At 57.0% G+C, this 15655-nt stretch carries 10 protein-coding genes; 6 read left to right on the top strand and 4 right to left on the bottom strand.

The genetic code is table 11. The features are described 5' to 3' along the window. Positions 1-286: 286 nt before the first annotated feature. From Mal65_RS19345 to Mal65_RS19325, 5 genes are all read left to right on the top strand, one after another. Entirely contained in the window at positions 287-1375 is a 1089-nt protein-coding gene (locus Mal65_RS19345) for a substrate-binding domain-containing protein (RefSeq protein ID WP_145301322.1), read from the top strand. Between the two features lie 178 nt (positions 1376-1553). Continuing rightward, positions 1554-3302, top strand: a complete 1749-nt coding sequence (locus Mal65_RS19340; protein ID WP_145301319.1) for a hypothetical protein — start codon at positions 1554-1556, stop codon at positions 3300-3302. Positions 3303-3508: 206 nt separating this feature from the next. Continuing rightward, the gene (gene gltX / locus Mal65_RS19335) at positions 3509-5053 is read left to right on the top strand and encodes a glutamate--tRNA ligase (protein WP_145301316.1); all 1545 of its coding nucleotides are present in this window, start codon (positions 3509-3511) and stop codon (positions 5051-5053) included. A 117-nt stretch (positions 5054-5170) separates the two neighbouring features. Next, positions 5171-6589, top strand: a complete 1419-nt coding sequence (locus Mal65_RS19330) for a c-type cytochrome (RefSeq protein WP_196784305.1) — start codon at positions 5171-5173, stop codon at positions 6587-6589. Positions 6590-6895: 306 nt separating this feature from the next. After that, positions 6896-8593, top strand: coding sequence for a glutamine--tRNA ligase/YqeY domain fusion protein (locus Mal65_RS19325; RefSeq protein ID WP_145305054.1), 1698 nt, complete (start codon positions 6896-6898; stop codon positions 8591-8593). 330 nt (positions 8594-8923) lie between these two features. On the opposite strand, the gene recA is transcribed toward Mal65_RS19325, so the two are convergent. Further along, entirely contained in the window at positions 8924-10057 is a 1134-nt protein-coding gene (gene recA, locus Mal65_RS19320; protein WP_145301314.1) for a recombinase RecA, read from the bottom strand. Positions 10058-10790: 733 nt separating this feature from the next. Between recA and Mal65_RS19315 the strand changes: the two genes are divergently transcribed. Continuing rightward, positions 10791-11843: a hypothetical protein gene (locus tag Mal65_RS19315; RefSeq protein WP_196784304.1), complete on the top strand. Its 1053-nt coding sequence runs from the start codon at positions 10791-10793 to the stop codon at positions 11841-11843. A gap of 251 nt (positions 11844-12094) precedes the next feature. On the opposite strand, the gene Mal65_RS19310 is transcribed toward Mal65_RS19315, so the two are convergent. Genes Mal65_RS19310 through Mal65_RS19300 form a run of 3 tightly spaced genes read right to left on the bottom strand, consistent with a single transcriptional unit; the run spans position 12095 to position 15456 of the window. Next, entirely contained in the window at positions 12095-13180 is a 1086-nt protein-coding gene (locus Mal65_RS19310) for a sensor histidine kinase (protein ID WP_145301311.1), read from the bottom strand. A gap of 9 nt (positions 13181-13189) precedes the next feature. Beyond that, positions 13190-13651 carry a response regulator gene (locus Mal65_RS19305; protein WP_145301308.1) on the bottom strand — a complete coding sequence of 154 codons (462 nt, stop codon included), beginning with the start codon at positions 13649-13651 and terminating at the stop codon, positions 13190-13192. Next, positions 13648-15456, bottom strand: a complete 1809-nt coding sequence (locus Mal65_RS19300; protein ID WP_145301305.1) for a sensor histidine kinase — start codon at positions 15454-15456, stop codon at positions 13648-13650. Before Mal65_RS19300 ends, Mal65_RS19305 begins: the two co-directional genes overlap by 4 nt. Positions 15457-15655: the final 199 nt, after the last annotated feature.

Here is a 15655-nt window from a genome sequence, read left to right as displayed (position 1 = left end):
TGGTTTGCTGAAGGGTTGGATCGGTCAAAGCAGAAGTGCGGGTCAAGGATTGATGATCCAATCCGCAAAGTCTCACAGGCTTCACGGGCACAGTTTCACGCACCCCCAAGGCGGTGCGACCGCATCCGGCCCTCGCGATTGTCCCGGCAATGGAACAGACGAGTGCCACAACGGGGCTTCACAGGCATTAACATGGCCGCAACGAAGGGCTCGTGGGACAGCGCGCCCGGCCCGTCGGGTATTGCCGTGTCGGCTTTCATGTTTTGGTGATTGATTGGTGAACTGCATGCGATCGAACGTTCTTTGGAACATTTCCCGTCTTCCCGTCCTGGCATGCGTGTTGGCCGGTTTCGTGTTTCTGGCCATCAGCGGCTGTGGTTCCTCAAAGCAACCGACCGCCAGCGAGAAAGAACGTTTCCCGTTGCAGGCGGGCCGATACACGGTCCTTGGGATTCTGACGGATAACCAAGACAACAACAAAGCCAAGGAGAATGCTGAAGCGACGCTGCTGCGTCACCCCGAAATCAAGTGCATGGTGGGGCTTTGGAGTGCCAATACGCCAATGATCCTGGCCGCGCTGCGAAGTAGTGAGCGTTTGGGGGACGTCGCCGTCGTCGGGTTCGACGAACACCCCGATACGCTGAATGGAATCGCGGAAGGAAATGTCTATGGCACGGTGGTTCAGAATCCTTATGCGTTCGGTTATCGCAGCGTTCAGTGGTTGACCATGCTGGCCAAGGGCCAGGCCGTGGACGTACCCGATAGTTCGCTGATCTATATCCCGCACCGCCGGATCACCGAAGACAACGTGCAGCAATTTCGCAACGAAGTCGCCCTGATGAAGAAGGGCGAAGGGCCTCTACTGTCACCCGACTTGGACTTGAGCGGCACTGGCGTCCGATTGGCCTACATCACCAACAGCACGGATCCTTTTTGGACGCTGGCCGAAGACGGGTGCGAGCGTGCGGCGGGACAGTTTGGATGCGATGTGGACGTCCAGATGCCTTCGGCCGGTACCATCGAAGAACAAAAACGCTTTCTGGAGTCCAACGTCGCTAATCAGTTGGACGGGATCGCAATCAGCCCGATTGATCCGGAAAACCAAGTCCAGATGATCAACGAGGCTTGTGACGCGACCACGGTGATCTGCCAAGACAGCGATGCGCCGAAATCGAAACGCCAGTTTTACTTGGGGACCAGCAACTACATGGCCGGGCGCGAAGCGGGCAAACTGATCAAGGAGATCATCCCCGAAGGCGGTGAAATCATGTTGTTCGTCGGCAAACTGGAAGTCCTGAACGCTCAGGAACGCAGCCAAGGCATCATCGACGAACTGGCGGATAAACCGATCCCCGCCGCCCTGCAGACGCCCTGACTAAACCGACCGGCTGCGGTCACTTTGGCTGGCCGATTGACGCGTGAAACAAGCCGGTCGTGAAACCGACGCCCACAGCCACACGTTGACCGCGGGCGGCGGAATTTTGTAGCGTCGCTCCGTTGCCGGAAGACGGTTGGGATGCCGTCGTCGGATTCTTCTTGGGCGGTGCGGCTGGATGATTTCGGAACGACGGACGATCGATCGACGCCGCCGTGTGTTGTATTCGGCGCAAAAAATCGACGAGGGCGTGTATGCACCGCCTGGCAATGCGGCATCCAGGCGGTTGCGGGAAGCCCGCCGCCCGGCGACCGCTTACGGGTCTCATGTGAATCGGCGATTGCGTGGCCGGTGGTTTTCACTGGTGCCTGTCAAACGCCGGTCAATGATCGCGTTGGGGGCTGCCGTCATGTCGGTGGTGTCCCTGCTTGCGGTGATGCACTACTTGGCACTTGCCTGGCCGGCTCTGGCATCACGACCCGACTTGGCTCGGCCGTTTCGACTGGATCGCGGCGACAGTTTCGGACGTTGGACCGTGACGATGGCCTATGCGTTGACGGCCGGATCATCGCTGTTGGTTTATCAACTGCGGCGGTATCGAAATGATGATTATCGGGGGCATTACCGGCTGTGGCGAATCGTTTTGCTGACCAGCCTGATCGCCAGTCTGCAGTCGGCCACGGATCTGGTTTCTTGGGGCGGCGGATTGATCGACGCCTTGTTCGGGTCACGGGTGGCCCTTTCAGGCGGCGACTGGTTACGGATCCTGCTGACGTTCGGCGGTGTGGTGTTTGCTTTGCGACTTTTGGTGGAAGTCTCGCGATGCAAGGCGGCGCTTGCGATGATGGCCGCAGGTTGGATCGCCTTTGCGATTCCGATTGCGGCGCGGTGGAATTTGATCGAGATCGATTCGGTGTTCCGCGCGTGGCTGGTAACGTCGTGTCCGGTCTGGGCATGCGGTTGCTTTGGCGTGTCGGTGATGGCCTATCTGCGAGTGCTGTTGCGTGAGGTTCGCGATCTGGAAGCGGAGCCAACGCCGTTCGATTCTCTGCACTCGATGACGCAACGCTGGAAACAGCAGCGTGCCGAGAAACAGGCGTTCAAAGAGGCCGAGCGCAACGAACGCGAGGAAGCGGCAAAACAAAAACGGGACCAAAAAGCCGAAGAACGCCGCCAGCGTTTGGAGGCCAAGCGAGCTGGTAAACGCACCGCTGCCGCACAGTCCGAAACGGAATCGGAAGCCGATTCCGAAACAACCGCTTCCGCCAAGACGCCAACCACCCGAAACCGGACACGAGCCGGGCAAGCCGTACAGCCCAGCGACAAAGCGGATGACGAAAACGTCGCCGAAGCAACGGAATCCAAACCGGCGAAGAAACGATCCGGATGGGGGTTGAAAGGTTGGCGGAAACGATCGGCCAAGAGTGCGGATCCGGAATCGACGGTTGACGATTTGGATGATGAATCAGACCACGAAAGTGCATCACAGGAATCCGACGGCGACGCGGGGCAAACCAAACGCAAACGTGGCTGGGGATGGTCGCGAAAGAAAGCGTCCAAGTCCTCCGGCCAAGATGAATCTGGTATCGCCGATGAGCAGGCAACTGTTGACGATGACGTCGTGACCGAGGCAAGTGATTCCGACGCCCTGCCTCAGAAAAAGTCGCGTGGGCTGAAGGGATGGTTTGGGGGACGCAAGAACAAACCGAAATCCGGTGATGACGACGGTCACGATGCGGACGAGGGCGACCATCGAGATCGCGGGGGATCCGCCTCCCACGATGACGACCGTTCGGTCGACGAGGAAGCGGATGATTTTGATTCCGACGACGTCATCGACGAACAGGACATCGATTGGACCAGCCTAAGCAAGGCGGAACGTCGGCGGATGCGCAAACAGCTGAAACGACGCGGACGCGCCGCATAACGGTTTCCAAACCAGCGATTTGATGCGGTGGCGGGGCCATTGACGCAAGTCTTCTCCGGTGGGCTTCGACCCTCAGCATCAAGCGATCTTGGCAAACCAGGCGGGAAAAACGGTCTCCCGCCACCGGTGGTTCATCAGCCGGGCAAACATCGGCTATCTTTCGCGACAGATTTGTTGCAACATTCCTTTGGCCGATTTCCAAATTCATGCGTACCAGGTTCGCCCCCAGCCCGACCGGCTATCTGCACATCGGTGGTGTTCGCACCGCACTGTTCAACTGGTTGCTGGCCCGCCAGTCCGGCGGACAGTTCATCTTGCGAATCGACGACACCGACGCCGGACGAAACGTCAACGAAGCGATTCAACCGATCCTGGACGGCTTTCGTTGGCTTGGCATGGACTGGGATGAAGGTCCGGAAGTCGGCGGTCCTCATGAACCGTACTATCAATCACAGCGGGCGGAACGTCATCGCCAGGCTGCGGAACAGTTGCTGGCATCCGGTCACGCCTATCGCGACTTTTCACGCCCCGAAGAATTACAGCAACAACGCGAAGCGGCTCAGAAAGAAGGCAAGCCCTTCATCTATGACCGTCGTTGGATGGCCGAAGACGACGCGGCGGCCGCGGCATTCCAAGCCGAAGGACGCACGGCGGTGGTGCGACTGAAAATGCCTCGCGAGGGCCAGTGCGTGATCAACGATTTGATCCGCGGCGAAGTGGTGGTCGATTGGGCCAGCGAACAGGACCACGTGATCCAGCGCGCCGATGGCAGCTGTCTGTATCACTTGGCCAGCGTCGTGGATGACCAGGACTTTGAAATCACTCACGTCGTTCGCGCTGCCGAACACTTGCCCAACACGGCACGACAGGTCTTCATTTTGGAAAGCCTGGGCTATCCGCGACCTCAATACGCCCACTTGCCCTATGTGGCCGAACCCGGTGGGACTGCCAAACTGAGCAAACGCAAACTGGACAAGTACACCAAGAACAAGGGCTTTGCCGATCTGCTGAATCATGGACGTCAGATTGCCGACGCCTGTTCCATCGCGACCGAGGCCGACACCTTCAATCCGGTGATCGTGGATTTCTATCGTGAGATCGGTTTTTTGCCTTCGGCCGTGCTGAATTACCTGCTGCTGTTGGGCTGGTCGCTTGACGGTGAAACGGAAAAATTTGACCGCCAGCAAATGATCGACAAATTCACGTTGGACCGAGTCAACAAAGCACCCGCATCGTTCGATCCGCAAAAGCTGGTGGCTTTCCAGGCCGACGCGTTCGCCGCACTTTCGATCGACGACCGCTTGCAGCAAGTCGCACCCTTTGCGATCGCGGCCGGATTCGTCGATTCGGACGACGATGCGTTGCTGAAGACCGTGGTGGAAGCCGCCGATGATCGCTTGAAGATCGCAGGCGATATTGTCCAGTTCGATTACTGTTTCACCGATGACTACACAGTTGATCAAAAGGCGTTCGAAAAACGCGTGGTCAACGCGGACGGGGCGGCCGAGCGGCTGACAAAGTTGAAAGAGGACTTTGTGAACGCCGACGCATTCGATCACGACGCCATCGCGGAAATCGTCAAAGCGTTTTGCGACCGTGAATCCATCAAGCTGAAAGACATCATCCACTCGCTCCGTTTGGCCACCACCGGCCAGCCCGGTGGTTTTGGCATGTTTGAAACGCTGGCGATTCTCGGTCAAGAACGTACGTGCAACCGAATGGATGCCGCAATCGCCAAGGCGTCAGCTTAGGCATTCGGCCGCCGTCCTCTGGCCCTGCTTGGCATGCAGATCTGTTTTCCGCCGGATGGACTGGCACACGGCGGATCACAAAGGTTGGACGGGCCTGATAAACTGAATCGTTGGAAAATGGATCCCATAAGGGACCGCTACACTCGTCGTCTGTGTTGGACCGAAATGATGTCGACCAAGCAATTAAAACTGTTCGTACCCGCATCCCTGCTGTGCAGCCTGGCCGTTCTGGTGGCAGGTTGTCGCGAGACTCCACCGGCGACGTTTGACCCAAATTTTGTCCACGCGATGAAGTATCAGATCCGTGAAGAGATCCCGATGGATCAGCCCATGGATGATACGTTTTGGATTCTGACCGAAATGTTCGGCACGCCGGACCAGCCCAAGTTGCCCGCGTTCGTGGCGGAAGAAGAAGATTTTGCTTCACTGGTGTCGATGGACAACCTGATGAAAGCGTCGGGCGATCCCGGAACACCAGGCCGAGGTCTTTATCAAAAGCATTGTGCCACGTGTCACGGTGTCAGCGGCGACGGGCGTGGTGCGACCAGCAGCGTCGTGGTGCCCTATCCCCGTGATTATCGCAAGGGCGTCTTCAAGTTCACGTCGACGCCTCGCGGTGTGAAGCCGCTGCGGGAAGACCTGACGCGATTGATCCGGAACGGAATCGAGGGCACCGCCATGGTCAAAATCAACGAACTGACCGAGGAAGATGTTCAAGCACTGACCGACTATGTCATCTATCTATCTTGGCGTGGCGAACTGGAACGCAGCATCATCGACGAAGCCGTCTTATCGGGTGACTGGGCGTTCGACGAAGGTGATCGCATCATCGTCCCAGAAGATCGTGACCTTGGCGAACCGCCGGCCGGGCTAAGCGACGAACAGCTGGACGAATTTGAAACCCGCGTCGAAAACTTTGAATACGGCTGGGAACTGGCCGAGGAACTGGCGATGGACATCGCCGATTCTTGGTTGGAAGCCGAGGACGAAGTCGTCGAGGTGCCGGAACCGCCCAGTGATTTTCCGGTCACCGATAGCTACGACGAATACGTTCAGGTCAAGAACAGCGACCAATCCGCCGCGTTGGCCGACTCCGTTCAGCGAGGTCGCGAGGTCTTCCTGGGCAAGATTGCTGCCTGCAGCACATGTCACGGAAAGACCGGTCAGGGTGATGGCCAAACCACGGACTACGATGACTGGACCAAGGATTGGACGCTGAAGATTGGTCTGAAGCCTGACGATCGTGATTCGCTGATTCCTCTATTGGCACGCGGGGCCCTGGCACCGGTGAATGCGAAGCCGCGAAACTTCTCGACCGGCGTTTTCCACGGCGGCGAATCGGCCAGCGATCTGTACCTTCGCATCACTCAAGGGATTGACGGCACGCCCATGCCCGCGGCAACTTTCGTCGAAGGCGAGTTCGAAGAGGTTGATGTGTGGCACTTGATCAACTTCATTCGGTCATTGGAGGACCAGGCACAGATGGAATCGCAAACGCCGACGGAAGATCCTCAGGCCGAAACGCCCACGGCGTAGCACTGCCGCAGAATGCGATGGGCCTGTCCCGATGACCGGCCGAATCGCCCCTCGCGGTTGCCGATCGGAGGCCTGGTTGCTGACGGGCCGGGCCGATGAGTCGGCGGCGGCCCTTGTGCCGCGAATCTGCGGAAATGCTATTGGCTGTGAATTTGCCCCAAGACCACAGCGTCGGGCAAACCGCCGGGAACCGGGCTGGGTGGCGAACCCGTTTCCGTGTAAATCTGTCACGTCGTGACGGGTCGGTTTTGGTGAAAGCGACCCGCTGAAATGCCCCTCTTTATCTTCCAAATCAAGTCCATCGGGATGACCGAACAAGCCGAAACGGAATCGCCACGCCCACGCAAGCACTTCATCGAAAACGCGATCGATGAAGATCTTCAGGCTGGCAAATTCGAAGCCGTTCATACCCGGTTTCCACCGGAACCCAACGGGTATCTGCACATCGGTCACGCAAAAAGCATCTGCTTGAACTTCGGGCTCGCGAGAAATTACGGCGGCACCTGCAATCTGCGATTCGATGATACGAATCCCAGTAAGGAAGAAACGGAGTACGTCGAATCAATCCAAGAAGATGTCCGTTGGCTTGGATTCCAGTGGGACGAACTGCACTATGCCAGCGATTATTTCGAGCAGCTGTACGAATGGGCCGAGCGGCTGATCGAAAAGAGTAAAGCGTACGTCTGTGAATTGTCGGCGGAACAAACCCGTGAGTACCGTGGGACGTTGACCGAACCTGGAAAGAACAGTCCTTACCGAGATCGCGACCCGAAAGAAAATTTGGATCTGTTTCGGCGGATGAAAGCGGGGGAATTCCCCGACGGTTCGAAAACCCTGCGCGCCAAGATCAACATGGCGTCACCCAACTTGAATCTCCGTGATCCGGTCATGTACCGCATCATGAAAGCTCATCACCATCGTACCGGCGACCGGTGGTGCATTTACCCGATGTACGACTGGGCTCACGGTCAAAGCGATTCCATCGAAGGAATTTCTTTTTCCATTTGTACGTTGGAATTTGAAAACCATCGGCCGCTGTACGATTGGTACTGCGACAGCCTTGAAATCCATCACCCGCGACAAATCGAATTCGCACGCTTGAATCTGACTTACACGGTCATGAGCAAGCGGAAGTTGTTGCAACTGGTCAAAGAAAAACATGTCGGCGGCTGGGATGATCCACGCATGCCGACGATCAGCGGTTTGCGGCGACGTGGGTACACGCCCGAATCCATCCGTAACTTTTGTGCCGATGTCGGCGTTGCAAAGTTCAACAGCACCATCGATGTCGTGCGTTTAGAAAACTCGATCCGCGAACATTTGAATCGGGTCGCTCCGCGGCGGATGGCCGTCATGGATCCGATCAAGTTGACCATCACCAATTGGCCGAAAGACAAGGTCGAAATGTGTTCGGTGATCAACAACCCCGAAGACGAATCGGCCGGCAAGCGTGAAGTGCCCTTCAGCGGCCACTTGCTGATTCAGCAGGAAGACTTTCGCGAAGAAGCGCCCCGGAAATTCTTCCGATTAAAGAAGGGCGGCGCGGTGCGTTTGCGCGGGGCATTCATCATCGATTGTCACGATGTGGTCAAAGATGATGACGGGAATGTCATCGAGATTCTGTGTACCTATGATCCGGAAACGCGATCCGGCCAAGATCAATCAGGACGCAAGGTCAAAGGCACCATCCACTGGGTCAGTGCGGATCACGCGAGCGAAGTCGAGGTGCGTGACTATGACCGGTTGTTTGGTGTGGAAAATCCGGATGCAGCCGAGCAAGGCAAGACTTTTTTGGACTACTTGAATCCCGATTCACTGACGGTTCGCACTGCGTTTGTGGAACCCGCTCTGGCCGAGGCTCAGATTGGTGATCGAGTCCAGTTTGAACGCGTCGGATACTTCGTTGTCGATTCCGATAGCAAGCCCGGAAGCCTGGTCATGAATCGCATCGTTGGATTGCGAGACACGTGGGGCAAGATGGAAGCCAAGGGAAAGGCGAACTGAACGGTCACGCGTGGGAGGCAACCGGCATCGGCAATCTGGATGAATGAAAAAGCCCTCCGTGGCTAATGGACCGGCGACGCGTCGACGACAACGCGGACGGCGTGGCCGATCCGTCCGTTTTATCGCCGACGCGATCGGAGCCGGTCGGAATACCGTGACGGTCGCGACCGAGTTGGTCTGTCGCGCCGGCAACGGCATATCAAAGATGCGCCGAAAGCCACCGCAATGGATCTGATCGACATCAAGGCAAAATGAGGGCAAAAGGAATCCCGCCCGAGTGACCGGTCGGCCATCGGAGCGAGACGAATTGGCGTGAACCGAAAGATCAGACTAGCTGTTTTCGGCGACCTCGGTTTCGTCCGTTGCTGCGGCTTCGGATTCGCCTTCGCCCGCTTCATCCACCGGTGCCGCATAACCGCCGGCGGCCAGCACCTTCTGCTTGATCTCGTCCCGTACGTCCGGGTTTTCGATCAAGAAGTTTCGTGCCTTTTCTTTGCCCTGCCCCAAGTAGGTTTCACCGTACTTGAACCATGATCCGCTGCGGTTGACCACTTTGTGAGTGGTTCCCAAGTCCAGCAGGTCGCCTTCGAAGCTGATGCCGTTGCTGTGCATCATGTCGAACTCGGCCACGCGGAACGGCGGCGCGACCTTGTTCTTTACGATCTTGGCGCGAACCCGTTGGCCGACCTGTTCTTCGCCGTCTTTCAATGCTCCGATACGTCGGACATCGATTCGACAACTGCAGTAGAACTTCAGGGCACGACCGCCGGGGGTGGTTTCCGGGCTGCCGAACATCACACCGACCTTTTCACGGATCTGGTTGATGAACACCACGGCTGATTTGCTTTTGGCGATCGCACCGGTCAGCTTACGCATCGACTGGCTCATCAATCGAGCTTGCAGGCCGACGTGACTGTCACCGATTTCACCTTCCAATTCCGCCTTCGGAACCAAAGCGGCGACCGAGTCGACGATGATCACGTCAACCGCATTGCTTTTGACCAGCATTTCGCAGATCTGCATCGCTTCTTCGCCGCTGCTGGGTTGGCTGACCAGCAGGCTGTCCAATTCGACACCCAGCTTTTTGGCCCAACTGGGATCGAACGCGTGTTCGGCGTCGATGATCGCTGCGATCCCGCCGGTCTTTTGCGCTTCCGCACCGATGTGCAGCGCCAGTGTCGTTTTACCGCTGGATTCCGGACCGAACACTTCGATGATCCGCCCACGCGGGATTCCCTGGCCGCCCAAGGCCATGTCCAAACTTAGGCTTCCCGTCGGGATTCCGGCGACTTGAAGATGCTGTGACGCACCCAGCGGCATGATCGCACCTTCGCCGAAGGTCTTTTCGATCTGTTGCAGCGTGGTCTTCAGACCCGGTTCCTTTTCCAAAACCGTCTTCATGCCGGGATCCAATTTCACACCCTTGGACGCAGCAGCGGTCGCAGTTCTCGGTTTCTTGGCCATTCCCTTTTTTCCTTCCCGTGTGATTCGGTTGTTCTAGCCCCGGCAATGCCCCTGTGTGACGTGCCGGATCTGGCGGGTGGTGAACAGAAATATCGTATCGATTGGGCCGCACTTCGACAACCAACAAACGACAGATTTTCCACAGGCGAATTCTCGGCTCTTGCCGCTCGTTTCGCCGACAGGAGTATCTTTCGCGACCGCCGTGACAAGTCTGGTCACGAGCGTGAAAAAGTCGGGATGCGTTTGTCGCCATGACGCCAAAATAAAGAACCTGAAACCGATCCCCAGGTCCGACGTGCCGCCGTCCGGTCCCGCCTTAGCACGTCGGCGGCGACCTTGGGATGGTTTCAAAAAACGCACACGACTGTGGAAGTGTGATGATTATTCGGTGTGGGGGCCAAAGGTCCAGAAAAAAGTCGTCGGTATACCCTGGCGAGGCGGATCGTCGAGCTTGGTCGGGCAGCCAGTCACCGCGACCGGATGCCGCAGTCGACACCTCGCCACGATCTGAAATGTGACAAATCCGCACGGATGACGACGTACGACTCGCCAATGCTGCTTGGTCGATGTGGTTTTCAGCGACCAGGAAAACCTTAACGGCACCCGAGGTGAATCACTGTCAACGTTTCGCGTTGCGCCGATGGGACACACGGAACAGATCGGACAAGTCGGATTCGGGTGGTCGGCCAAGGGTGTCGAACCAAAGGCGACTTGCCAACTTGACAGGAGGTGGATGGTGAAACGCTTTTGGAAAACATCGATTTTGGCCGCGGTGGCGTGCCTGTGTTCCCCCGCGTTGGTGACCGCCGATACGTGCGGCGGATGCGACCCGTTCGGGGTGATGGGTTGCGACCAGGCGTGCGACGACTTTGGCTGTGACGCGTATGGGTGCGACGCAGGTTGTGATTCGCTGGGATGCGATCCTTGTGGATGCCTGGCATCGCTGAAACGCTGTCTGCGACCCAGCGATCATTGCTTTGATGATTTCATCAGCCCGATGATCGACTTCGTCCACTTCGAAGACCCGCGGAATTTGACCGAATTGCGTCCGATCTTCGTGACTCATCAGTTCCCCGCAACACTGGGGCCGAACAACATTCCGGCCGGTGGCAGTGTGCAGTTATTCGCGTTGCAGTTTCGCATCGCGTTGACCGAGCGGCTTAGCCTGATCGCGGTTAAAGACGGCTACATCATCGACAGCAGCGAAGGCGCGCTGGACAGCTTGGTGCTGGATTCAGGATGGGCCGACGTGACAGCGGGTCTGAAATACAACTTGATCCGCAATACGCGGACGGGCACGCTGCTATCAGGTGGATTCACCTATGAAATTCCCATGGGTAGCGAAAAAGCCGCCCAAGCCGTCGGCGATGGTGAATTCCACTTCTTCGTTTCCGGTGGTCAACGCTTCTTGGACGGCCAAGCCCACTGGCTTAGCTCGTTCGGTTGGCAATTGCCCGTGGACCAATCGGTGCAAAGCACCACCGTGCACTGGAACAATCACTTCGACGTGAAGCTGACCGATCGCGTGTACCTGTTCACCGAAAACTCTTGGTGGCACTGGGTGGACGAAGCCGAAGTCGGCTTGCCGCTGGGCGTGTCGGGCCAAGACCTGTTGAACCTGTCGGCGACCGATGTCGAAGGCAACGACTTGGTGACCCACAATGTCGGGATGAAGTACAAGCCCAGCCGCAACATCGAAGCCGGTGTCGCTTATGAGTTCCCGCTGACGGAATTCAAGGATGTCATCGAGGATCGTGTCACGCTGGATTTGATCTTCCGCTACTAACATCCGCGACCGATCTTGACGCCGGCTGCCAAAACGAGATGTCATGCCGGCGGATGTGATCTGAAACGAACCGAAAACGAGCAAGGCCCGGCAACATCAAAGTTGTCGGGCCTTGTTGTGTGTCTGCGAAACACGGTCGACTGGTCCACGCCAGAATTTGCCAACCGCCCTCCGGACTATAGCGGCCCAGCTGGCTGATCAAACCGCTGAAATTGCATGTCGATTCAGCAAAGCAGATGCACCGGCTTTGACTAGCCGTTGATGGGCATCTCTGCGGATCGGTCCGGCAAGGCAATGCAGAACATCGATCCGTTGGAATCACTGTCTTGCAGCCAAATGCGACCACCGTGTTGCTGCGTGATCTTTCGGCACGCGGCCAAGCCCAGGCCGTGGCCCGGGTATTCGTCGTTGGAATACAGTCGTTTCAACGGAACGAAGATGTCTTCCGATTCATGAATCGGGATGCCGATGCCGTTATCCGAAACGGTCAACAGCCACTGTCCCGATTTCGATTCAGCTCGGACATCAATCAACGGTGTCTCTGCTTCGCAAAACTTGATGGCATTGGACAACAGGTTTTGGATCAACTGAATCAAGTTGGAACGGTCACCCCAAATCATGGGCAAATCGCCGTAACGAATCTTTGCGCCGGAGGCTTGGATCGAATCGACCAAGCGTTCCGTCGCCACCGTAACGGCGTCGTTCATGTCGACCCAGTCCAGCGTTTCCAGGTCTTCATCCACTTGGGTCTGATGAAGCAATTGATCCACCATCATGCGAAGATCATTGGCCGTGTCGGCGGATCGGGAGACCAATGATCGCGACCGGACCGAACCGTCGTCGGCCATGTCGACCAAAGCCGTCCGCAGCGTCCGTTCGATATCTTCCAGCGGAGTTTTTAGTTCCGAAGTCGCCATTCCGACCAAGTCTTCCAACTCCTGACGCGTGCGTGACAGGCGGCGACGTAGATCGGCGTGTTCGATGGCACGCTGAATGGCTGAATGCAGCCGCACTTTGTCCAGACGCTTCTTTGCAAAATAGTCAAACGCGCCCGTTTTGATCGCCGTGGCGGCAACCTCCTCGTCACCTTCCCCGGTCAACATGATCACCGGGATACCGCTGGGTGTGATTTTTTGCAGTGTCGCGATCCCATCGGCATCGGGCAGACGATAGTCCAGCAAGACGCAATCGGGGTTTTGGTTTTGACAGTGGTCCAGACCCTGACGTGCGGAATCGGCTGACAGGATCTGAAAATCTGATCCCAACAAGCGGACGATCTGTTCCCGGTCCAGCGAATCGTCGTCGATCACCACGATCCGTCGGTGCGTGAATTCCATGGTAGTTTCTCAGGTTCCGTCCAGCTTCTCCGGCGGGAATTCGACGACCCGCCAGTAGTGATCCAACATATTGATCAAATTCATGAAGTCCTTGCCGGCGCGGGACTTCACCATATAGCCGGCAATCTGCTCGTCGTATGCTGCAATCTTATCGGCGTCATCATCGGATGTTGTCAACACAAATACGATGGTTCCCTTCAGTGACGCATCGCCGCGGATTTCGCGTAGGAATCCAATGCCGTCCAAGCGGGGGAGGTTCAAGTCGAGCAGTACTAGGTAGGGATGACTGATCGCACTTGCCGCGTTTCCGCGTAGGACTTCCAGGGCTTCCATACCGTCGCACACACGGTGGGTCGGATTGGCAATCTTGGCTTTGCGAAACGCTCTGCCGATCGCCTCCGCATCGATGTCGTCGTCTTCGACCAATAAGATTTGGACTGCCGAGTATGGGTTTTCGTTTACAGCGTTCACCCTGCATGATCCTGTTCAATAGGTTCTAACGGCCACGTGAATTGAATCACGGTGCCCCGCGGTTGGTTGCTGTCGATACGGACAGTTCCACCTTCGGTTTCGATGATTCGTTGAACGATTGCCAGACCGACGCCACTGCCTTCGACTTCATCACGAGGCCGCAGCGTCTGGAAGATTTTGAAAGCACGCTCTCGCAGTTCAGGGGCGATGCCGGGGCCGTCATCGGCGACGGAAAACTGGACGAATCGGTCGTCGTCCTGGCAGTGCTGACAGCAGACCTGGATCGTTCCCGATTCTTGGTCGTGGTGTTTGACGGCGTTGGAAATCAGGTTCCGCAGAACGGTTTCCAGCGGCGTGCGACGGGTCGTCATTTGTTCGATTTGAATTTTCGAATCGATCGTGAATTCCTTGGGCACTGCCAAGAAATCAATCACACCGCAGACCACTTTCGATATCGATACGACACTGACTTGTCCCCGGTCTCGCGAGGCCCGGGAATAGGCCAACAAATCGTCCAACAGTTTTTCCATCCGACGTACACGCTGGTTCAACTGTTGCAGGTGGCGTTCGGATTCGACAGGCAGGTCGCCTGCCAAGTCTTCTTGCAGCCATCCCGATATATGGTCAATCGCGCGCAGGGGCGCTTTCAAATCATGTGATGCGATGTAGGCAAAGTGATCCAGTTCAGCATTGGACCGCTGAAGTTGTTGCATCAGTTTGTGTTGATCGGTGACGTCGCGCGCCGCGGCAAACAGCACCTGGTCCCCGTGGCGTGGTTCCGGGATGGACCATTCCAACGTTCGATAGGAATCGTTGCGGTGACGGATCCGGTTGGTAAAGCCTTGAACCGACACACCGTTTTTCAACTCCGCAATGACGCGACGCGTTTCATCGGCGTCATGCGGGTGAACCAAGTCGAACAGACACCGTCCTTCCAACAGCGGGACTTCGTATCCCAGGCTTTCGGTCCACGCCGGATTGATGCGAACAATTTCGCCATCGAAGTTGGTGACACACAACAGGTCCAGCGTTGCGCTGAAAAAGGCATCTCGTTCGTTTTGAAGGGCTTTCAGCGTGGTGACGTCTTGAAGGGTTCCCCACAAACGAACGCACTTGCCATTTTTGACTTCCGGTTCCCCCATCGCGCGAACCCAGACGCGGGTTCCGTCAGTGCGAATCAGTTGTGCCTCGAAATCCCAAGGTTCCAATTTTTCGATGCCACGTCGCACGGCGGCTTGAACCGTTGCCCGGTCGTCCGGTGCGTAATAGTTGATGGCTGAATCCAAATCGGGTTGATGGTCGTCGGGCATCCCATGGATGCGACACACTTGTGGGGACCATTTGATGGCAGGCGGATCCAACGTGTATTCCCAGCCACCGACGTTGGCAATCCGATTGGTGGTTTCCAAGATCGTTTGCAGCTTGTCACGTTCCAGTTCCGCTTCGCGGACCTCGGTGATGTCCGTTGCGATCACCAAGATGCGATGATAAGCCCCCTGGGCGTCGGCGATCGGCATTTTGTCGGTGCGGACCCAGCGATCGCCGACCGCTTCGGTGTAGCCCAGCCGCGGCTGGCCCGTGGCCATCACCGCGCAGTCATCTTCGTAGAATCGGTCCGCATCATCCGGAAAGATCTCCGACGAATGTTTGCCCTCGATTCGTTCTCGTGGGATGCCCAAGCTGTCAACGACGGCTTGGTTGACTTTCAAAATGTTGTTCTGGTTGTCTTTGAGAAAGACCAGTGACGGGATGGCGTCAATGATCAGTTGCCCATAGTGCGATTCACGAAACACTGGCGCGATCATCCTGCGGCGTCGGGTGGATCCTTTTAGCGGTCAACAGTGTACAGAGTGAATCACGAAGAAGGATACGCATCTATCGGAGCGCAAAATTCATCGGTCACCGGCGGGGAAAATTTCGGCCGTTGCCCGGTGATGTTGAAGAAGGCTGGATCCTGTCCACCGCCCGACGCCGACGGCCGCTGAGTCGTGCCCCGAACACATC

Origin of the sequence: Crateriforma conspicua, assembly GCF_007752935.1 — a bacterium.
In the GTDB taxonomy this organism is placed as follows: domain Bacteria; phylum Planctomycetota; class Planctomycetia; order Pirellulales; family Pirellulaceae; genus Crateriforma; species Crateriforma conspicua.
Note: the sequence above shows the minus strand (reverse complement) of the source record. Positions and strands in the feature narration are given on the sequence as shown.